At 37.7% G+C, this 20,144-nt stretch carries 16 protein-coding genes; 8 read left to right on the top strand and 8 right to left on the bottom strand.

Annotation, left to right across the window (positions count from 1 at the left end; all coding sequences use genetic code 11):
- Positions 1-219: 219 nt before the first annotated feature.
- The 3 genes from ftsX to ftsY form a co-directional block, all read right to left on the bottom strand.
- Positions 220-1,194, bottom strand: a complete 975-nt coding sequence (gene ftsX, locus ND2E_RS12065) for a permease-like cell division protein FtsX (protein ID WP_033093629.1) — start codon at positions 1,192-1,194, stop codon at positions 220-222.
- Complete coding sequence (gene ftsE, locus ND2E_RS12070; RefSeq protein WP_033093628.1) at positions 1,178-1,885, bottom strand: cell division ATP-binding protein FtsE; 708 nt, start codon at positions 1,883-1,885, stop codon at positions 1,178-1,180. The genes ftsX and ftsE overlap by 17 nt, the downstream gene beginning before the upstream one ends.
- Before the next feature lie 270 nt (positions 1,886-2,155).
- Complete coding sequence (gene ftsY, locus ND2E_RS12075; protein ID WP_033093627.1) at positions 2,156-3,529, bottom strand: signal recognition particle-docking protein FtsY; 1,374 nt, start codon at positions 3,527-3,529, stop codon at positions 2,156-2,158.
- A 155-nt stretch (positions 3,530-3,684) separates the two neighbouring features.
- On the opposite strand from ftsY, the gene rsmD reads away from it, so the two are divergent.
- Together rsmD and ND2E_RS12085 are read left to right on the top strand one after the other, a co-directional pair.
- Positions 3,685-4,323 carry a 16S rRNA (guanine(966)-N(2))-methyltransferase RsmD gene (rsmD, locus tag ND2E_RS12080; RefSeq protein ID WP_052056459.1) on the top strand — a complete coding sequence of 213 codons (639 nt, stop codon included), beginning with the start codon at positions 3,685-3,687 and terminating at the stop codon, positions 4,321-4,323.
- 26 nt (positions 4,324-4,349) lie between these two features.
- Positions 4,350-4,904 (top strand): methylated-DNA--[protein]-cysteine S-methyltransferase, encoded by a 555-nt coding sequence (locus ND2E_RS12085; RefSeq protein WP_395858419.1) that lies wholly within the window; start codon positions 4,350-4,352, stop codon positions 4,902-4,904.
- Positions 4,905-4,981: 77 nt separating this feature from the next.
- Here the strand turns inward: ND2E_RS12085 and ND2E_RS12090 are convergent, their stop codons facing one another.
- From ND2E_RS12090 to ND2E_RS12105, 4 genes are all read right to left on the bottom strand, one after another.
- Positions 4,982-6,556: a serine hydrolase gene (locus ND2E_RS12090; protein ID WP_033093625.1), complete on the bottom strand. Its 1,575-nt coding sequence runs from the start codon at positions 6,554-6,556 to the stop codon at positions 4,982-4,984.
- Positions 6,557-6,610: 54 nt separating this feature from the next.
- Positions 6,611-7,246 carry a YjaG family protein gene (locus ND2E_RS12095; RefSeq protein ID WP_033093624.1) on the bottom strand — a complete coding sequence of 212 codons (636 nt, stop codon included), beginning with the start codon at positions 7,244-7,246 and terminating at the stop codon, positions 6,611-6,613.
- A gap of 370 nt (positions 7,247-7,616) precedes the next feature.
- Positions 7,617-9,437 (bottom strand): coiled-coil domain-containing protein, encoded by a 1,821-nt coding sequence (locus ND2E_RS12100; RefSeq protein ID WP_033093623.1) that lies wholly within the window; start codon positions 9,435-9,437, stop codon positions 7,617-7,619.
- Positions 9,438-9,598: 161 nt separating this feature from the next.
- Positions 9,599-10,378, bottom strand: coding sequence for a SapC family protein (locus tag ND2E_RS12105; protein WP_033093622.1), 780 nt, complete (start codon positions 10,376-10,378; stop codon positions 9,599-9,601).
- Between the two features lie 167 nt (positions 10,379-10,545).
- Here ND2E_RS12105 and ND2E_RS12110 point away from each other — a divergent pair, with 167 nt between their 5' ends.
- Positions 10,546-10,848 carry a hypothetical protein gene (locus ND2E_RS12110; RefSeq protein WP_223303591.1) on the top strand — a complete coding sequence of 101 codons (303 nt, stop codon included), beginning with the start codon at positions 10,546-10,548 and terminating at the stop codon, positions 10,846-10,848.
- Between the two features lie 93 nt (positions 10,849-10,941).
- A complete protein-coding gene (locus ND2E_RS12115) occupies positions 10,942-12,207 on the top strand; it encodes a leucine-rich repeat-containing protein kinase family protein (protein WP_033093751.1) in 1,266 nt (421 codons plus the stop codon).
- Positions 12,208-12,300: 93 nt separating this feature from the next.
- Here ND2E_RS12115 and ND2E_RS12120 read toward each other — a convergent pair whose 3' ends face one another.
- A complete protein-coding gene (locus tag ND2E_RS12120) occupies positions 12,301-14,481 on the bottom strand; it encodes a multiheme c-type cytochrome (RefSeq protein ID WP_033093621.1) in 2,181 nt (726 codons plus the stop codon).
- A gap of 299 nt (positions 14,482-14,780) precedes the next feature.
- On the opposite strand from ND2E_RS12120, the gene fucP reads away from it, so the two are divergent.
- The 4 genes from fucP to ND2E_RS12140 all read left to right on the top strand — a co-directional run bounded on the left by fucP (position 14,781) and on the right by ND2E_RS12140 (position 20,140).
- Entirely contained in the window at positions 14,781-16,199 is a 1,419-nt protein-coding gene (gene fucP, locus ND2E_RS12125; RefSeq protein ID WP_052056457.1) for an L-fucose:H+ symporter permease, read from the top strand.
- A 129-nt stretch (positions 16,200-16,328) separates the two neighbouring features.
- Positions 16,329-17,834, top strand: a complete 1,506-nt coding sequence (locus ND2E_RS12130) for a sulfatase-like hydrolase/transferase (protein ID WP_033093620.1) — start codon at positions 16,329-16,331, stop codon at positions 17,832-17,834.
- A gap of 431 nt (positions 17,835-18,265) precedes the next feature.
- Positions 18,266-19,282, top strand: a complete 1,017-nt coding sequence (locus ND2E_RS12135; protein WP_223303590.1) for a zinc-binding alcohol dehydrogenase family protein — start codon at positions 18,266-18,268, stop codon at positions 19,280-19,282.
- A 27-nt stretch (positions 19,283-19,309) separates the two neighbouring features.
- Positions 19,310-20,140, top strand: coding sequence for an amidohydrolase family protein (locus ND2E_RS12140; RefSeq protein WP_033093619.1), 831 nt, complete (start codon positions 19,310-19,312; stop codon positions 20,138-20,140).
- The last annotated feature ends 4 nt before the right edge of the window (positions 20,141-20,144 follow it).

Raw genomic sequence — 20,144 nt, 5'->3', positions numbered from 1 at the left:
GACATGAACATTAGCTTAATAGAAAGGGGGGCACAAGGCGATCTTTCAAGTTTTTTGTGAATTAAATGTGACGATTTGTAAGATAAAGGAATTACCTATAATAAACAGTTGGTTATATAAGTCGTTCTTTATCATTTCAAGGTAAGCAACTACGCAGCTGCCTTGCGAAACGCACTAATAAAATCAGATGTTACTTTAGAAATCAGAGCGGTGACGGTTTTAATCCGCATTAGGCTCAATGGCCTTAATATGTTGGCTTACCGAGATGTAGCTACCAAGTAAAGCAAGCACAATTGCGAAACCGATCAACATTAAGGCTTCACTGCTGGATAAGCCCTGGAGCTGAAAATTACTCTGATAAAGTTCACTCAAGTCACTAATAGCATAACCTAAATACCAAGCAAGCATAGTCACGGCAATACACGAAAGTATGCCGCCAAAAATACCGTACCATATACCTGAATATAAAAATGGTCTTTGGATAAAACTATCTGTCGCACCAACCAACTTCATAATAGCGATAGCGTCTTTTTCATTCAAAATAGCTAAACGAATAGTATTGCCGACAATAAGCACCACTGATAAACACAGTAAAAAAGCCACGCCTAAGACAATATCTTCAATTAATCGAGCCATCGCCTCTAAACGCGTTAACCATTCCAAATCAAGCTTACCTTGCCCAACTTCTCGTTCTTTAGTCAGTTTTGCTAAGAGGGCATTTGCTGCTTGGGCTTGGCTGGCTCTTTGTGTTGGTGTTACTAATATTGTCGCTGGTAAAGGGTTTTTATCTAGATACTCAAGTGATTGACCAAAGCCAGATAAAATTTTAAATTCTTTTAAAGCCTGCTTAGCTGAAATATAGCGTACTTCTGCTACTTCGTTATAAAGGCGAATGCGCTTTATTAAGTTTTGGGCGCTCTTCTCACTGGTTGATAACTTGAGAAATAAGGTAATTTGTGAAGCACTATCCCACTGCTCGCTGACTTGCTCTGCATTTTTAACAAAAAGATGCAAAGTTGCAGGTAAAGCTAAACTGATACCTAAAACAAAAATCGTCATCACTGTGGTAAAAGGTGTTCGCCATAAATTGCCTAAACTACCTATCGCTTGCTGAAAATGGCGGATAGGTAAAGATAGCAAACGAGCTATAAAGCTGGAGCGTGTTTTTAAACCACTACTATGAATATCGCTCATCAGCAGCCCCCTGTGCTTGTAAGCCATCAACAATACCATCATTAATCATGGTGCCTTCTTTCAGTGTCAGGGTACGATATTTCATACGCGCAATTAAACCAAGATCATGCGTAGCAATGAGGACTGTTACACCCGCAGCATTAAACTCTTCAAACAAACGAATGATATCTAATGATAACTTGGGATCTAAATTACCTGTAGGCTCATCAGCAAGAAGAATAGGAGGTTTGTTAACAATCGCACGCGCTATACCAACACGTTGTTGTTCTCCCCCCGAAAGCATATGCGGATAACACTTCAATTTAGCGCTTAAATGCACTTTATCTAACGCTGTTGCGACACGTTTTTTAATTTCACTGTGGCTAACACCTTCGATAATTAACGGTAAGGCGACATTATCGAAAACAGTACGATCTTTAAGCAAATTATGACTTTGGAAAATCATACCAATACCACGGCGTACATAGGGTACTTGCTTATATTGAATATTAGAGAGTTCGGTATGATTTACTTGAATACTACCCGAGCTGGGTTTTTCCATTAATGAAATTAACTTTAATAAAGTACTTTTACCTGCGCCTGAATGACCCGTTAGAAACGCCATTTCACCACTTTCGAGACTAAAACTTACTTGTTTTAATGCGAGAAAACCGCCTGGGTAAGTTTTATTTACCTTATTGAAATTAATCATATTACTTAAATGCTTTGTACGAATAAGTTGGCTAACTTAGCACAATTACCCTTTGATACCAATCGGACTAATTTATTGAACACTTATGTGGGTAAAAGGCTTATAAGCAAAACTGTGATTGAAGAGAGATATTTTCAGAAGAATAAAAGGCTTCATAAACATGGCGCATCTTTTTATTAAGGTTATCGCCTTAATAAAAAGATGCGGTAAACAAGTATGACTTACACCAAACATATTTACTTTGTAGCGATGAAGCTCATTGAAAATTTTTTACTGATCTTTACTAAAAAGCGCTTCAATAAAGTCATCACCAATAAAAGGTCTTAAATCATCTATACCTTCACCAACGCCTAAATATCGAATAGGAATTTGATATTTATCTGCCACAGCAAAAACCACACCGCCTTTGGCTGTGCCGTCTAGCTTAGTAATCGTTAGTCCAGTTAAGCCAACAGCTTCATCAAACAACTTGGTTTGACTTAACGCGTTTTGACCAGTACCAGCATCAAGCGTTAACATCACTTCATGAGGAGCATTAACATCCAACTTCTTCATGACTCGCACAACTTTTTTCAATTCTTCCATCAAGTGAGCTTTGTTTTGCAAGCGCCCTGCGGTATCAGCAATGATAATATCGACGTTACGTGCTTTTGCGGCACTGATAGCATCAAAAATAACTGAGGCGCTATCTGCACCAGTATGTTGAGCAATTACAGGGATATCATTACGCTCACCCCACACTTGCAATTGCTCTACAGCTGCAGCTCTAAATGTATCACCTGCTGCTAGCATGACAGATTTACCCTGTGCTTGGAATTGTTTAGCCAGCTTACCAATAGTAGTAGTTTTACCTACGCCGTTCACACCCACCATCAAGATAACAAAAGGACCTTCTTCTTCTGGAATAACTAATGGTTTCGTGACATCTTCAATAACTTTCTTTAATTCGATTTTCAGTAAGTCGTATAAAGCAGAGGCATCTTTTAATTGCTTTCGATTGGCACTTTGCGTTAATGAATCGATAATTTTCATGGTGGTTTCAACACCAACATCCGCTAAGAGTAAGTGAGTTTCTAACTCTTCAAATAAGTCATCATCTATTTGTTTACCACGAAACAAATCAATTAACCCACCACCTAAGTTTTGCCTTGTTTTACTCAGGCCTTGCTTTAAGCGAGCAAAGAAACCAAGCTTATTTTCAGCTTTTACTTCAACAGCTTCCTCTATAAACTCAACATCATCAACCGAATCGTTTTGCTCAGCCGCTTCCATTTCGGCTAATAAGTTAGCTTCAGCTTGTTTTTCACTGGTGATGCTCTTCGTTAATTCAGTATCAACATCCTTAGTTTGCTCTTCATTTGCTAAAACAATCTGGTCAAGCTCAACTGATTTATCATCTGGAATTTCTGCTGATGAGTCCTCAATAACGTCATTTAGAGCACTAACATCTTCGTTAACTACATCAGCAGGTACTTCTTTTTCTACTTGCTGTTCTGTAATAGACTCTTCGGCTTGATCGACAACTGACTCAAGCGGTTCTGCCGTCGTTGCTTGCTCATCTTCAGCGACAGAGAGAGCTTCATTATTTTCTTTTTCAGTACTTGGCTGCTTCTCTTTTTTGCCAAAACCTAACCAAGACAACATACCTTTTTTCTTCGACACGTTTTGCTACCTAAATATATTTCACTATGAATTTGTTTGGTCGTTAAACCAAACAAGGATAAATTTGTTTGGTTTAACGACCAAACAAGGATAAAATTGGCGCTATATTAGCACTTAATAGCAAAATTGTCAGTGATATGAATCAAGCAAAAAAACAACTCAGTAAAAAGCTCTTGTCAGGAAGAGGTCAAGGGAAGTCTGCCGGTAAAATTCGTATTATTGCAGGTAAACACAAAGGAAGAAAATTACCAGTATTAATGGCTGAAGGATTACGACCAACTACCGATAGAGTTAAAGAAACAGTCTTTAATTGGCTTATGCCTTATATTAACCAAGCAAATTGCCTAGATTGCTTTGCTGGCTCTGGTAGCTTGGGTTTTGAAGCGTTATCACGCGGTGCTGATCACGTTACCTTAGTGGAGTTAAATAGAGCGGCAGCGAATCAACTACTTGAGAATAAAGCATTACTCAAAGCGGATAACATGACCGTCATTAATGATAACGCACTATCTTTTCTCAAAACAGACACTAGTAAATCAGCAATAACCACCTGTGCAAACAAGTCTTTTGATCTCGTTTTTCTCGATCCCCCCTTTAGGAAACAGCTAGTGGAACAAACGGCACAATTACTGAGTCAGCATTTTTTGACTGAACAGGCGCTTATTTATGTAGAAATGGAAGCAGAAAGCACACAAGCTATGCCCGAAAATTGGCAACTAATTAAAGAAAAAATTTCTGGTCAGGTAATTTATCAACTGTATCAATATCAGGGATAAGCTCATTCGGTGTATTTTAGGGGACCATGAATATGTACATTGATTATCTCGACACGCCATTGGGGTTGTTTGAATTTATGGCAACCGAGCAAGGTATTCGCCAGGCCATTTTTTGTGGTGAGCAAGTCAATGCTGACATAACAGCTAAAAGCAAAGCCAATGACATCACGGCTCTGTGCAAGCGACAATTAATAGAATACTTTGCTGGCCAGCGTCAAGTTTTCACCGTGCCATTAGACCCCCAAGGCACTGAATTTCAGCAATCCGTATGGGACTGCTTAGTAAAAATTCCCTTTGGAACAGTGAAATCCTACGGCGAAATAGCCAAGATGCTCAATAAACCGAAAGCCTCTCAAGCTGTAGGCGGTGCTAACGGTCGCAACCCTATTACCTTGATTGTTCCTTGTCATCGCATTATCGGTGGTAATGGCTCATTAACTGGGTATGCCGGTGGTATTGAGCGGAAATTATGGCTACTAAATCATGAAGGGGTTGAGGTAAAAAATTCCGATGAGAATAACCGATTAGATATAAAGGATGTTATTCACAAACGCCAAGGAAAAACACAGTTCCTACGCTAATACTTCACTATTTTAAAAATTTAACATTAAAAAGGAGTACCACTGAGCACTCCTTTTAGGTTGCTAAATATCTGCGATTATTTCTTCGGCACTAGCTTTAAGTCATGAAAGTCAAAGCTAAAGTCTGTTGCTCGAGATACTGCTTTCATCGTGACGAAATTAATTCCGCCGTCTTCATTGAGATTAAAGTTAACAAAAGCATCAGCCTCAAGCGTTCTATCATGCCAACGAACAATAAAGGTATTATGCTGGTAATGCTCTAAGCTGCCTATTAATTCTGGAGTATTACCAAATTGCATATGTAACTTATTATTTTTAAAGCTAATGTGAATTTCACCATACCAATTATCAACGTAAGTCTGCGCATATTCGCGCAATACTAAGGAGTGCGCTGAATTTTTATTTACTGTCTCTGCCGCGAGAGCTAAACGCTTTTGCTCTTTAGCAACATTTTTCTGCTGCTTCTCATAATAATAAGTAACCCAATCTTTTTTAGGTAATTCAAGATACTCATTTAAAATTTGCTGATAAATTGCATTGAAAGCGTAGCCTGATTGTTGATTAGTTAAAATGACCAAGGCGAGATTTTCTTCAGGCACTAACACTACTTTAGAAACCATGCCTAAAATACCACCGCTGTGATGAATCAACTTAACCCCATGATAATCTTTCATAAACCAGCCCAAACCGTAAGCTGAAAAATGTGTTTTATCTTGCACTGTTGCTTTGTCTGAAACGGCAAGTAAGGTTTGTGGTTTCCACATGGTATGACTTTGTTTAGCTGAAAATAAACGAGGGGAATTTTCATTTAATTTGTCACCATAAGCACCTTGATTTAACTGAGCCTTTAACCACAAACTCATATCATTAACGCTAGACGCCACAGAGCCAGCTGATGAAAACTTCTCTAACAAGTTGCCCCCTACAACATTCAACTCATCATTAAGTGGTACATGCGCTCTTGCTACATTGTTATTTTCCTTCTCGATTAATGAGAAAGTTGCTCTAGTATTTTTCATGCCAAGGGGAGTAAAAATGCGCTCTTGAATTACATCACTCCAAGGTTTGCCAGTAACACGAGTAATTACTTCGCCAGCAATGATGTACATTAAATTATCATAAGCAAATTCACTACGAAAACTCGAGACTTCTGGTAAGTACTTTAAACCCTTAATAACATCATCATTAGTTAATGTAGTATGTGGCCAAATCATTAGATCGCCAGCACCTAAGCCTAAACCTGAATTGTGAGCGAGTAAGTCAGTAATAGTAAATTCACGGGTCACATAGGCATTTGGCATCTGAAATTCAGGGATGATATCAATAACTTTTGTTTGCCAAGTTAACTTGCCTTCATCGACTAAATTAGCCAACAACGCAGCAGTCATCGCTTTAGTATTAGAAGCAATGCCAAAGACTGTATCAGCGTTAACTTTAGCGGGTTTTCCATGTTCAATAACACCAAACCCCTTACTCATTACCACGGTATTATCTTTAATAATTGCTACGGCTACACCGGGCACTTGGAACCTTGTCATAGCTTGCGTAATAGCCTGCTCAATTTTAGTGTTTTTATCAACAACAGCTTTTGCATGCACGGGCATAATGGCAAACAAGATAATTGCAAAAAATGCACAATTAAATAACTTCATATTAATTTCCTAAATTAAGAGTTTTTTATTTGAACTTGAGGTTAAGCTTCATTACTAAGCGATCTCTATGCCTAAGTTAGATAAACCTTCAGACAAACTCATCTGCTTAGCTAACTTGCAAGTACGTTTATCGGCGGCAGCAAATTTTAGAAAATCAAACAGCTCATTTTGCGTGTCTTTTTCCCACTGCATCAGGGGATGTTCAGCCATTTGTTCAGGACTGATAGTAAATTCCTCCTCAACAGACTCTGCCACTTCTTCAAGCAATAACAGCTCAACATAGTAACTCACACTATTGTGAGATAAACGACTGATGCTTTGGATGTCGTCAATATCAACTTCTGATATTTTTGGTTTCTTCTGCGGTTTAACTTGCATTAATTGCCACAAAGCTGACAGCGCCATGCAAGCATCAAGCGCTGGAAAGACACCAAAAGAATCAAACGCTTCGGGGTCCGGAGTTTCAGCTTCTAATTTAAGTAATTGGGCATCGCTATTAATTTTTACCGTACTGCTATTATCAAGCCATTGCCAAATAATATCGAGTTGATTACGTAATACGTTAGCATTACCAAATTCAGCCCCTTCACTAAACATTTGATAATTAGGTAACATGCGCTCAAGTAATGCTGCAGAGAAAGCAATTTGATGCCAATGACTTAACTTGGCAAAAGGAAGGTGAATAGCCACTTATATATACTCGGTTGAGATAATTAACTGGATTATACCCAAGCTTATGCAAAATGCGAATAAGCTTGGTTTACTCATGGCTGTATTGTATACCCAAACTACCTGAAGATGCAGGTTTCAGCTGGAATTAGAAATGCCTTTAGGCAAGGCATTGGTTGAAGAGAATAGTTATTATATTGTCAAAATCAATAACGCAGTATAAAGCGTTTCTAAACCAGCCCTGCGGGGACGTGTGAGCAAGCCATGCTCTTCGTTGCCTCCTTTTTTAAGGAAATAACCCTTAATAAAAAGAGGCGTCTTGATCATGAATCGCTCAAGCATACTGAAATACTCATCTTCAAGTGGTTTGGGTATATAGATATCGAAACAACTAGCTGGTTAATTGTTTCTGTGCATACTCAAACTTCAATCTATACTCGGTTAACTTATGTTCCAGTTCACTTATTTGATCATGAAATTGAGCTTTTTGTTCACTGATATCACTAATCAATTGATGATTCTCATCACGTAAGAATTTAATGGTTTCTCGCACTTTATTATTTTCAATTTCTTGTTTCTCACGATTTTTATTAAACCGTTGCAAAATGTTTTCTTGCCCTTCTTGTGCGACTTTCACTTGTTCATTAAGTACTGAAATTTGTTGCTGGTATAATTTCACCTCATCTTGTTCAGATGCTATTTGATTGTTTAGTTGCTCGTTAGCTTTTTCTAATTCGATAATGTTTTGCTGCGCTGCTGCTTGTAATTTATTCACTTCTTCAGCGCTTTCATTAATTTTTTTAATCTCATCAAGGTGCGATTGCTTAACTTGTTCTGCTGTTTCGTTAATCACTTTCATTTCATCATGATGTCGCAGTTTGATTTTTTCAGTGCTTTCATGAACAGCTTTTATTTCTTCTAGGTGTACCTGCTTTGCTTGTTCAGCTTGCTGTTGAATTGCTTTTATTTCATCAAGGTGCTGTTGTTTTACTTGCTCAGCGCTCTCATTAATGACTTTTTTCTCTTCAAGGTGTTGCTGTATTTCTTGTTCACCCTTTTCTTTGAGAGACTTTGCTTCATCCAAAAGTTGCTGTTTATCAATGGCTGCTTGTTCGGTAACTTTAATTATTTGTGATTGATAATCTTGGCTTTTTTGTTCAGATTTCTTATGTTTATCTTGTGCTGAATCAATTAATTTTTGCTGTGCCAATAGTTTCTGCTGTAATTCAGTCTCGCTGTTTTTTTGCTGCTGCGCTTGCTTTTCTAACTGAGAAATCTGTTGCTCTAACTCTGTTACTTTCGTATTTCCCTTTTGCTGTGTTTCAGCCAGAATTTGAGCACTGTCACTTTCAAGTTTCTGTAGCTTCTCGGTTAACACCTCGATTTTTTGTTTAGCCGCTGATTCTGCTTGATTTTTAATAACTGAGGCCGCTTCACCCTGCTGTTTTTCATTTACCTTAAATTTTTCAGTTAGCGCTTCAATTTGTTGCTTAGCAGAGGCTTCCGTTTCATTTTTAATCGTTGTGAGCGCCTCACTATGCTGCTTTTCATTTAACTGTAATTTCTCAGTCAATATGTCAATTTGTTTTTTAGCGGATGCATCGGCTTGAGATTTAGCGGCAGTTACAGCCTCACTTTGTTGCTTTGCCGTTAGCTGAACCTGTTCTTTAGCAGCAGTTAATTGTGTGGTCAAACTTTGCTCTTGCTCAGTTAAGACCATAATTCGGCCATTTAAGCCGTCAATTTCTTGGTTTTTATCATTTAATTTTTGTTCTGTTTCAATCAGTTTCTCATCTAACTTATTATCACTACTTTGATTTCTGTCTTGTTGCAGCGTTTGTTGCTGTTTTAAATTAACAATTTCTTTTTCTAGACATTCAATAGTTTCGGTGTAATTAATAGTATTTTGCGTGAGTTCTACCTGAAAATTTTGCTTATTTGTCGCTTCATCTAACTGCTTTTCAGCTAACGCTTGTTTAAGCTGTGAAACTTCTTCTTGTTGTAATTGCTGTTTTTCCGCAAAATCTTTATGTAATGATTGTTCTTTCTCTGACAGATATTGGTTTTGCTGATCAATGTTTTTACTCGCCTCAGTCTTAACTGCAGCAGATATTAAATGCGTTAATTTATCTTCTACTTGAATATATATATCACTAGCTAAGCTTTGAATTTGCTCTTCTACATCCTTAGAAAATTTATTTTTATCGACCATATTATTCTCATTATTATAAATCGCTATAGCTTAAATTATCACAGGTGTACCAGCACAGGAATATGAAAAGTAATTTTTTTTAACAAAAAAGCAACAAAAAAGGGGCAAAAGCCCCTTGATATTATTCTATATATTTTATTACTACCGTATAAGCAGATGAATTAACTCTCTGCAGTTTCTTCTTTTATTTCTTCTTGAGCTAAGGGTGCAATTTGAATGCTAGTAATTTGAGCATTACCAGTTTGGTTACGCAATTGTACTAGTCGGTTAATTTGCCCTAAAGAACCTAACATTGCATAAATTGGCACAAACAACCCACGTTTGTGGAAATCTAAAACTTTGTCGTCGGCTAATGCTTTAACTTTATCTTCATTAACAGTAAAAATACCTGTAAGCTTTTTCTTTTCACCATTATTAAAATCAATATTTAACTCAAGCTCTTGTAGTAATTCATTTTCTTCAAGTTCCTTAATGAAGTTTTCAGTCATTTTTTCATTTTCATATAAACGACCTAGTGAGTTTTGTACGTTAGTTAATAACTCTGTTTCTTTTCCGTCAGCGTCAAACAAAGCAAGCTCTTTGTCTTCAGCAACTAAATCGCTATCAATATCAACACAGGCTGTTAGGGTATTTTCTTTGTCAGGATCTAAACCCAAAGCAAAGGGTGCCATGCCAACACTTTGTGGTAATGATAAACCACTCCACTTTTCATCTTTATAATATAAGTTTTCACCTGATTCTAAACCTAACATAGCAACGCTTCGGTAACGAGGTGAGTTCGGATTTTTAACGAGTAACACAGGATAACTTGCCGATGCTTGCGCATATTCAGCAGCGGTTAAAGAAACAATGTGTTGACCAGCAATATGTGCAAGATCGCGCTTGCTAGCAAGTTTAAGATTTTGATGTTGTTCTTTTCTAACAGGTACGAAATTAGCCATGACTTTATCTCTTGTAAATGCTTTTATTAAGCATATTTTTAAAATATTGTAATTGAGTTGCAATAATTAGTATGAAATTACCGCGTTGTTATAAGTTATGGAGACACTTAATTCGCTTTCAATGCTAAACTTGACATTATTTTATAAATGGTTGAAATAACATAACAATGACTATAAAGCTATTTGCTTTGCTCACTGCATTCTTATTCTCTGTTAGCGCTTTATCTATGCCTAAGATAGCAGTAAAACATCAACGTAATGCCAAGGGATTTGCCCAAGTGCAAGTAAGTAATAAGACCATGGAAAATTTAATCTGTCATGTTGCTATTGACGGTAATAAAATTCTATTTCGTCTCAAGGCCATTGAATATTCAAAATGGTTTACTGCTACGGACATACGTTACAATCACTCTAACTTTAGTATTTGGTGTGACTATTTGAGTTTACATCCAAAATATCAAAAGAGATAAAGGCAAAATATCACTGCGCGATTGCCCAAGATTTAATAACGAGTTTCTTGTACACTAGCGCGCCTTTTTATTCTTTTCTACGGACATTTTATGTTGCATACGCTTTCTCAACTTCGCTCTGGTAAGCTCGCCGGCATCAGTCAATTAAAATTATCTGAAAGCCTGAAGACATTCCCCCTAGAAATTTTAACGTTAGCTGACAGTTTAGAGATCCTCGATTTATCTAATAATGCCTTATCATCATTGCCTGATGAATTAGCTCATATGAAAAAGCTCAAAATTATTTTTGCCTCACAGAATAAATTTGAACATTTGCCTGACATATTAGGGCAGCTACCTAGCTTAGAAATGATTGGTTTTAAGTCAAACAAAATAAAGCGGGTGTCCGAACAATCGCTGCCAGCACAATTACGTTGGTTAATCTTAACGGATAATTTAATTGAAACTCTACCCAATAGTTTAGGTGAGCGCCCAAGGCTACAAAAGTTAGCATTAGCGGGTAACCAGTTAACACATCTGCCGCAAACATTAGCACAATCTCGTAACCTAGAGCTGGTACGTATTTCTGCTAATCAACTAACAGAATGCCCTGAACAACTATTAGATCTACCTAATTTGGCCTGGTTTGCCTTTGCCGGCAACCCATTTACAAAGGTTGAAGCTAAGATTAATAGTGATATTCACGCCCAAATAAAATCCGTCCCTGAAATTTCATCAGCAAGCTATACCTTAGAAAATGTATTAGGCCAAGGCGCTTCAGGTATTATTTCCAAGGCTCATTGGAATGCACCACAATCACAATTTCCTGAAGAAATCGCCGTAAAAGTATTTAAAGGTGAAATCACCAGCGATGGTTACCCGCAAGATGAGTTACAAGCTTGCTTACAAGCCGGGCATCATCCAAATTTAGTAGCATCAGTGGCGCAAGTGAATGAAGAAAACTATCTTGCATTAATCATGACGTTGATCCCTGAGAATTATCAAAACTTAGGTTTACCACCTTGTTTTAAAAGCTGCACCCGAGATACCTTTCCACCAGGTTTTAACTTACCCATTCAGCTCATTAACCGCATCGTCAGCCAAATGCAAGACGTGTTCGTGCACTTGCATAACAATCAAGTATGTCACGGTGATTTATACGCTCACAACACCTTATTTGATAGCCAAGGTAATATTATTTTTGGTGACTTTGGTGCGGCGACTAGCTATCAAATGCTAACGCCTACACAACAAGAAAAGGTTAAAAATATTGAAAGCAGAGCGTTAAAGTACTTTATTGACGACCTGTTAAGTATTTGTGCTGAAGAAGATATAAATTCAAACGAATTCAATCTGTTAAAAAAACACGTTAATAACTAAAGCTTTATTAAAAAAGGAAGTAACTACAAGCTACAACAAGGAAGCATACGTGCATTTAACAGTAAAAATAATTAAGTGGAAGTCCCAAGTCACTTATAACTTAATAAACCAATCATAATCAGCTTTATTATTGCTTTTTTGAGAAAGATACAAACCAAGCTCTTTTAATTTAGCCTTATCTTCATAATCTAGAATGAGAGTTTTAAGTTTGCTTAATGCCTTTTTACTGTGCCCTATTCCATCTAACGCAAGCACAAGGGTATAAGCATATTGAGAATTTTCAGGAGATAAATGCACAGCTTCTTCGAACAAAGTAACTGCGTTAACATAATTTTTCTGTCGAACTAAATGCAAACCATACGCATATTTAATTACTGCTGATTTTGGTAAGTTTTTTGTTCCTTCAACTAACACTGCAGCGGCTTCTATTGAACGTTGCTGAACTCGGTAGACATCAGCTAAATTGATATAACTTGCCTCAAAGTATGGTTCAATTATTATCGATCCTCGAAAATATTTTTCTGCTGCCAAGAAATCATTTGTTTCTATAGCTATAGCACCTTGATTAGCTCGACCTTCTCCGCGCCAACTACTCAACTCATTCGTATCAAATAGCTCACTGAGCGCTTCATCAAACGCTTGCTGATTTTTTGCTGAAATTTTGCTCGCCACTAAATTTCTTGCCGCTGCTACTCGGATCGCTTTAAATTCATCAACTAATAAAGGGGTAAGATGTATTACTCTTTCCACTGGAGTTAACAATAATGCAGCATTTGCAGCACTGAGTCGTAATAAACTCTCTGAGTGTTCTAAGTAGGGTTTTAATATCTCAATGGTGATCATTTGCGTAGTGAAGCTAAGCATTTGTAGCGCGCTGGCTCTGCTTATTACATCAAGCTTGGTATCGGCAATAATACTTAAGTGATCTTCAAGGTTAATAGCTTGGCCGTTATTTAATACTATTAAAAACTGCTTACTCTTTGATATAGCTTTTGGCTTACCATGCCATTTTTCTAAGTTATCACTCGCCCATTGATTAGTTTTATCCTCATGGCACTGTGTACACGCATTAGGTGTATTAAAATCAACAGATAAGTCTGGTCTTGGAATTTTAAAACTATGATCTCGTCTGTCATCTACGCCCATATAGCGGTTTGTCGGCATATGGCAATTAGCACACTGTGCCCCAGTCGATGACTCCTGATGTTGATGATGAGATGTCACGTTATAAACTTCGCCGCCATGGCACTGTAGACATAAGCCATTGCCTTCAATTTTTAATTTCATGGTGTGTTTATCATGGCAATCCAAACAGTTAACGCCTTTGTTATACATTTTACTCTGTAAAAAAGAGCCATAGACATAAACTTCTTCTTTGATTTGTCCATCAGCATGGTAGCTAGGGGCAGAAGGTAGTTGTGGCATAAACTGATCCAGAAAAGGTGTGTTGACTTTAATACCATCGGTTAGTGGAGCGCGCAAAGCATGACAAGCAAAGCAGTTATCCATAAAACTATTATTGCGTTTCGCGCCCTGCCATTTAGCGGTTTTATCTGCCGCTGCTCTTAGCCACTGACCGGTAGGGTGTTTTGTTGAGGTGATATCATTGGCAACATTACGTTTAGTTGTTTTTGCATGTTCCGACATATCGTCATGACATGATAAACAACCAACATTGATATTATCAAATGTCGTCTCAAATTGGTTTTGGTCGCTATCGTAATTTCTTTTAAGACCGTCAGAGTGACAATCGGCGCACATGCCATTCCAGTTTTGTAGAGGTTGACGCCAATGTAACCTATCTTCTGGCCTAATTTCTTCATGGCTATAGTTATGATACCAACGTTGGCCACCATTTTCTTTGGTTCTAGCATCCCAAGCGAAGGGTAATACTTGCAATTTTCCTTTCTCCGTTTCAACTAAATATTGTTGTACGGGGAAATATCCAAAAGTGTACTTTATAGGGTATTGGTCAATATTATTGTTATAAGAAATAGTTACTTGATATTCATTATCTTTAATAAAAAAGTGTGCCTTCTGTCCATAATGTTCAATGTCAGTATTATTAAAATCAGCAAGTATTGAATTTTTATCCGGCAAAGCCATTGATTTGGCATGATCAGATTTTTGCCATGCTTGTACTGAACTAGTATGACAACGAATACATGATTGATCAGATTGGCTATCCTCAATTGTACTTTTTGCATAGCTTTCAGTTATCATAAGAGAGTTTAAGCTGATAACAATAATTAGTAGTAGATAGGTATTTCTCATTTCAATTAAGTTCCTAGAAGCCGAATTTCATCTGTTTAAATTGTCAATCAATGTCATTACTTTACAAAAATAATAGCCCAATATCTTGTCACCATCGTAGCTGAAAGTGACAGCTCTTAACCAAATAACAACGACAAACCATATTGACCTTTAATAATAATCAACAGTTAATGTGTTGACAGAATAGCCTATAATAAGTACCTTGTGTACATTAACTATAAAAATCACACAATATTAAGCCCTGACAGTGCTGAAAAATAATATCTAAAAAGTGATAAACTAATGCATGAGAGGTCAATATGACAACCACAGCCAAGATAGTAGACAATACTATCAACCAATCAAACGTTTCTAAAACGCCCATACTATCTAAGGAGTACCTGTTTCCTTTTATACTCGTCGCGGCATTATTTCCATTATGGGGTTTCGCTAATGACATCACTAATCCATTAGTAAAAGCTTTTAAAGATATTTTCCTAATTAGCAATGCCCAAAGCTCGATGGTGCAATTCGCCTTTTATTTAGGTTATGGCATTATGGCAATACCAGCAGCTATTTTTATCCGTCGTTTCTCATACAAAGCAGGAATATTACTAGGCTTAGCACTTTATGCTCTTGGCGCATTATTGTTTTTACCCGCCAGTATCACCGCTCAGTTTAACTTCTTTTTATTAGCTTTATGTGTGTTAACTTGCGGACTTGCCCTCTTAGAAACAACTGCCAACCCTTACATTCTTTCAATGGGCTCTCCAGAAACATCAACACAACGTTTAAACCTAGCGCAAGCTTTTAACCCTATTGGCTCCCTTGGCGGTATGTTCGTTGCTTCCAATTACATTTTAAGTGAGCTCAAAGTTGAGGAGTTCCGTGCGCTTGAAAAGTCTGCTCATCCTGAATACGCAGAGATGTTACCTTCTGTAGTTGATGGGAAATTAACACAAGCTTTGGTTGACTTTTCAACTGCAGAGCCAGCTGCTCATCAAGCTATGCAAGCTGCTGACTTAATAACGGTTCGCGGCCCCTATATTGCCATTGCTTCGGTAGTGGCATTACTATTTCTTGTGTTTTTATTTCGAAAATTACCTGACACTATTACTCATGATGAGCCTTTAAGCGCTCATGTATTAAAAGCTACTTTTGTTCGTTTACTTTCCAACGCGAGATACCGTGAAGGTGTTATCGCCCAAGCGTTTTATGTTGGTGCACAAATTATGTGTTGGACTTTCATTATACATTACGGGATCACTTCCGTTGGTTTAACTGCCGCTCAAGCACAACAATTTAATATAATTGCGATGGGAATTTTCTTAGCCAGTCGTTTCATTTGCACCTTCCTACTAGCTAAAATCCGCCCTGGACAACTACTACAAATATTAGCTATTGGCGGCATTATACTGTCATTTGGTACTATCTTTATTGGTGGTATGGCTGGGTTGTACTGCCTTATAGCTACATCAGCTTGTATGTCATTAATGTTCCCTACAATTTATGGTATTGCTCTAAAAGATACAGGTAATGATGCAAGCTTAGCTTCTGCGGGTTTAGTCATGGCTATTGTTGGAGGCGCATTAATGCCACCACTACAAGGTAATATGATAGATGGCCCATCAATTATTGCTGGTATTCCTTCGGTACAAACTTCATTTTTATTACCACTAATTTGCTTTATTGTCATCGCTGCTTATGGCTATAGAGCTCATAACATCCATAAAGCGTAACGAGTTAAAGCAAATAACAATCATAAAAAGGGCTGCTTAAGTTGCTCTTTTATTTAAAAATAGTAGATAAAAATTAACCATTACCCATGACAATTTCTATTTATAATAAGCAAAACTAAATTAAGGTTTATGATGAACAACACCTTTAGAGCAATAAAATTTCTATTTATAATATTGTGCGCAATAAGCTCCCTTACAGTTTCACCAAGTTATTCTGAACAAAATGAGCGCCCTAACATATTACTGATTATCACAGATGACCAATCTATAGATACAATCAACGCATTAGGCAACAAAGCAATCCAAACACCTAATATAGATAGGCTAGCACACAGTGGTATGGCATTTACCCATGTCTTCAACCAAGGCTCATGGTCTGGTGCCGTTTGTGCGCCAAGCCGCCAAATGATTAACACTGGCCGTAATCTACATATGACGGGCTTCTCTCCTGTGTCAAATAAAACTACCTACCCGTTAATGGGTGAAACTTTTCGTCAATCAGGCTATGAAACCTTTATTACCGGCAAGTGGCATGTGGGTGACAATGCATTAAAACGCTCATTTAATATAGGTCGCGCCGTACATGAAGGAGGAATGGCTCCCATAAGAAAAGGTGGTCAATGGAAGCCTTGGTTGACTGATTTCGGCGAGAAAATTAAGTGGGCTAAAAAGCAAAAAAACCAACACACCAGCGAAGCTTTTGCTGATGCAGCAATAAGTTATATTGAAACTAAAGAAAAAAGAAACAACAATCCCTTTTTTATGTATGTGGCCTTTACAGCACCACATGACCCGCGCCAATCTCCACAGTCTTATGTGGATAAGTACCCAGCAGAAAGTATCAACCTACCGCCAAACTTTTTACCTATGCCAGAAATAGATGCAGGTGATTATAATATTCGTGATGAAGCTTTAATGACATTCCCACGTACTGAAAAACAAACAAAGGAATTTATTGGTGAGTACTACGCCATGATTGAACACATGGATGATCAAATTGGTCGAATCCTTGATAGTTTAGAAAAATCACCATACGCTAACAATACATATATTATTTTTACTTCCGATCACGGTTTAGCAGTTGGAAAGCATGGATTAGCTGGGAAGCAAAGTGTTTATGATCATAGTATTCGTACTCCGTTTATCATGGTCGGTAATGGGATTCCAGAAAATACTCGTGCAAAGGGTATGTTTTATTTAAACAGTATTTTTGCTACAACAGCAGAACTAGCTGGTATTGATACCCCAGAATCTGTTCAAGGCCCGAGTGTGCTACCTATTATCCGTGGTGAAAAGACTGTCATGAATAATTATATCTATGGAAGTTATCGACATTTTCAACGTATGGCCAGAAACCACAGGTACAAATTAGTTTACTATCCATTACTAAAAAGAAATGTATTGTTTGATTTAATGAATGACCCTTGGGAAATGCACGATATTTCAAATGCAGAAGGCAGTGCTAGTATTATTCAAGAACTAACTGCTAAATTGGAAGAGCTAAAAGTTGAAGTAGGCGATCCTTTAACTAACGATGATCCTGTCAATAGTTATCAGCCTTTCACAGGGAAAGTAAGACCTGGCTTTCAAAAAGATAAAATAGGTATTAAACAAACCGTTTTCAAAGAACATTAATCACAACACCAAATAATTTCCCTGTACTTACCTCTTATTCTAATCTTTGAGGTAAGTACCTTTTAACCCTAATTCAAAAAACGTTCTATATTTCAAGTATTAGCTGTATTGGGCTATATGTTGCCATTATGAGCAATAATTTTTCACTTATTCTCCTCCATTAAATTTGCCACCTACTTATAAAATACACAAAAAAGTCTCCTCACAAAGTAAGCCGCTTTAATACCACTGTACTCCTTAAAAATTCAAGCAGCTAACGAGCTTCACCTGCCATGTTGCAATCTTTATTTTGTCTTCTATTAACTAGAAACTTATAAAAAGATAAAAAAGTCCTTTCATTAAAACACACCTAGGTGTACACTATAATTAATGTACACAACTTAATAAACTATAAGCATACAGGTTTTTATAGTCGCCAAAAGGAATCACCTATGATGAAGTCAATCGTTTGCCAACAACCCGGAGAGCTAAATTTTTTAGAAAGCACTAAGCCACAGCCTAAACCAGGTGAGGTATTACTTAAAATTCGCGCTATTGGTATTTGCGGTACAGATATTCACGCCTATGGTGGTAATCAGCCATTCTTTAGCTACCCTCGTGTACTTGGCCATGAGCTTTCTGGTGAAATTGAAGCAGTGGGTGCTGGTGTAGACTTACCTGTAGGTAAACCTGCTTATGTGATTCCCTACCTAGAATGTGGTGATTGTGTTGCCTGTCGAACAGGTAAAACAAACTGCTGTACTGATATTGAAGTAATTGGTGTACATCGTGATGGCGGCATGTGCGAATACTTATGTTTACCTGCTTCGCATGCAGTGGTTACTGAAGGTGTGCCTTTTGATCAATTAGCCGTAGTTGAATGTTTAGCGATTGGTGCTCATTCAGTTCGCCGCGGTGAGGTAACAAGCAAAGATACAGTAATGGTACTTGGCGCTGGCCCTATAGGCTTAGGTGCTGCGCAATTTGCTAAAGTTGCTGGCGCTAAAACTTTTATTGCCGATGTTAATGATGAGCGCCTAGCGTTCGCAAAAGCTGAATTGAACATAGATGCTACCGTTGACTGTAAAAACGATGTTAAGGCTCAGCTTGACAGTCTTACAAACGGTGATTTCCCAACAGTGATTATTGACTGCACTGGCAATCCTGGAGCGATGCAATCAACCTTTGGTTGGTTAGCTCACGGCGGTACATTGGTATTTGTTAGTGTGGTTAAGGCTGATATTAGCTTTAATGATCCAGAGTTTCATAAACGTGAAACCACTTTAAAAGGTAGTCGTAATGCCACCAAAGAAGACTTCGAACACGTAGTGACTTGTTTAAGTAATGGGTCGGTTAAGTCTACGGCTATGGTTACACACAAAACTAGCTTTGATGACTTCCCAGCTATCTTTCCTGAGTGGGTTAAACCACAAACAGGTGTTGTTAAAGCCGTTATTGAAATTAACTAGAGAATTATTAACTATTAGGAGGTCTGCATGTATATCGATGCCCACCATCATTTATGGAAATTCGATCCAGTTGATTACGACTGGATCGATGATTCAATGGCAGCTTTAAAAAAAGACTTCCTTATCAGAGATCTTGAGAAAACACTTCATCATAATGGCTTCTCAAGCAGCATAGCCGTACAAGCTCGACAGTCCATAGAGGAAACCTTATGGTTATTAGAACTTGCTCAAAATACGGCTTTAATTAAAGGGGTCGTAGGCTGGATAGACCTAAAGAGTAACACTTTATCACAACAGTTAGATCGACTTAAAAAGCATAAAAAATTAGTAGGCTTTCGTCATGTTATTCAAGGGGAAACAGACCCTGATTTTATGCAAAGCCCTGACTTTATTCGCGGTTTACAAATGCTTGCTGATAAAGGTTATCGTTATGATTTACTGATTTTTTCTCATCAGCTACCTGCAGCAATAAAAATGCTTGAGCAAGTGCCTCATTTACATGTGGTTATTGACCACATTGCCAAGCCCGATATTAAGTCAAAAAGTGACTTCAATACTTGGCAACAAGGTATGGGCATCCTTGCACGTAATCCAAAATGCTATTGCAAACTTTCAGGCATGGTCACCGAGGCTGATTGGCTTAATTGGCAACTAAAAGATTTTCACCCCTTTATGCAAACGGTTTTGCATTTGTTTGGACCACACAGAATTATGTTTGGCTCTGACTGGCCAGTCTGTTTAGTCGCCGCAGAATATAGCCAAACCAAAGAGATAGTACTTGATTTTGTCAACGAAAATGCCCCACACGCTAAAGACTTAATTTTGGGGCAAAATGCCCAAGAGTTTTACCAGTTATAAATCA

The sequence above is a fragment of the Colwellia psychrerythraea genome (assembly GCF_000764225.1).
Classification (GTDB): Bacteria; Pseudomonadota; Gammaproteobacteria; order Enterobacterales; family Alteromonadaceae; genus Colwellia; species Colwellia psychrerythraea_D.
Note: the sequence above shows the minus strand (reverse complement) of the source record. Positions and strands in the feature narration are given on the sequence as shown.

What these genes read in the sequence shown, in the direction of transcription:
- ND2E_RS12120 (WP_033093621.1), bottom strand. Translation starts at nt 14,481, where the DNA reads ATGAGAAATACCTATCTACTACTAATTATTGTTATCAGCTTAAACTCT.
- ftsX (WP_033093629.1), bottom strand. Translation starts at nt 1,194, where the DNA reads ATGAGCGATATTCATAGTAGTGGTTTAAAAACACGCTCCAGCTTTATA.
- ND2E_RS12130 (WP_033093620.1), top strand. Translation starts at nt 16,329, where the DNA reads ATGATGAACAACACCTTTAGAGCAATAAAATTTCTATTTATAATATTG.
- ND2E_RS12105 (WP_033093622.1), bottom strand. Translation starts at nt 10,378, where the DNA reads ATGGCTAATTTCGTACCTGTTAGAAAAGAACAACATCAAAATCTTAAA.
- ND2E_RS12085 (WP_395858419.1), top strand. Translation starts at nt 4,350, where the DNA reads ATGAATATGTACATTGATTATCTCGACACGCCATTGGGGTTGTTTGAA.
- ND2E_RS12135 (WP_223303590.1), top strand. Translation starts at nt 18,266, where the DNA reads ATGATGAAGTCAATCGTTTGCCAACAACCCGGAGAGCTAAATTTTTTA.
- fucP (WP_052056457.1), top strand. Translation starts at nt 14,781, where the DNA reads ATGACAACCACAGCCAAGATAGTAGACAATACTATCAACCAATCAAAC.
- ftsY (WP_033093627.1), bottom strand. Translation starts at nt 3,529, where the DNA reads ATGTTGTCTTGGTTAGGTTTTGGCAAAAAAGAGAAGCAGCCAAGTACT.
- ND2E_RS12140 (WP_033093619.1), top strand. Translation starts at nt 19,310, where the DNA reads ATGTATATCGATGCCCACCATCATTTATGGAAATTCGATCCAGTTGAT.
- ND2E_RS12090 (WP_033093625.1), bottom strand. Translation starts at nt 6,556, where the DNA reads ATGAAGTTATTTAATTGTGCATTTTTTGCAATTATCTTGTTTGCCATT.
- ND2E_RS12110 (WP_223303591.1), top strand. Translation starts at nt 10,546, where the DNA reads ATGACTATAAAGCTATTTGCTTTGCTCACTGCATTCTTATTCTCTGTT.
- ND2E_RS12100 (WP_033093623.1), bottom strand. Translation starts at nt 9,437, where the DNA reads ATGGTCGATAAAAATAAATTTTCTAAGGATGTAGAAGAGCAAATTCAA.
- rsmD (WP_052056459.1), top strand. Translation starts at nt 3,685, where the DNA reads ATGAATCAAGCAAAAAAACAACTCAGTAAAAAGCTCTTGTCAGGAAGA.
- ftsE (WP_033093628.1), bottom strand. Translation starts at nt 1,885, where the DNA reads ATGATTAATTTCAATAAGGTAAATAAAACTTACCCAGGCGGTTTTCTC.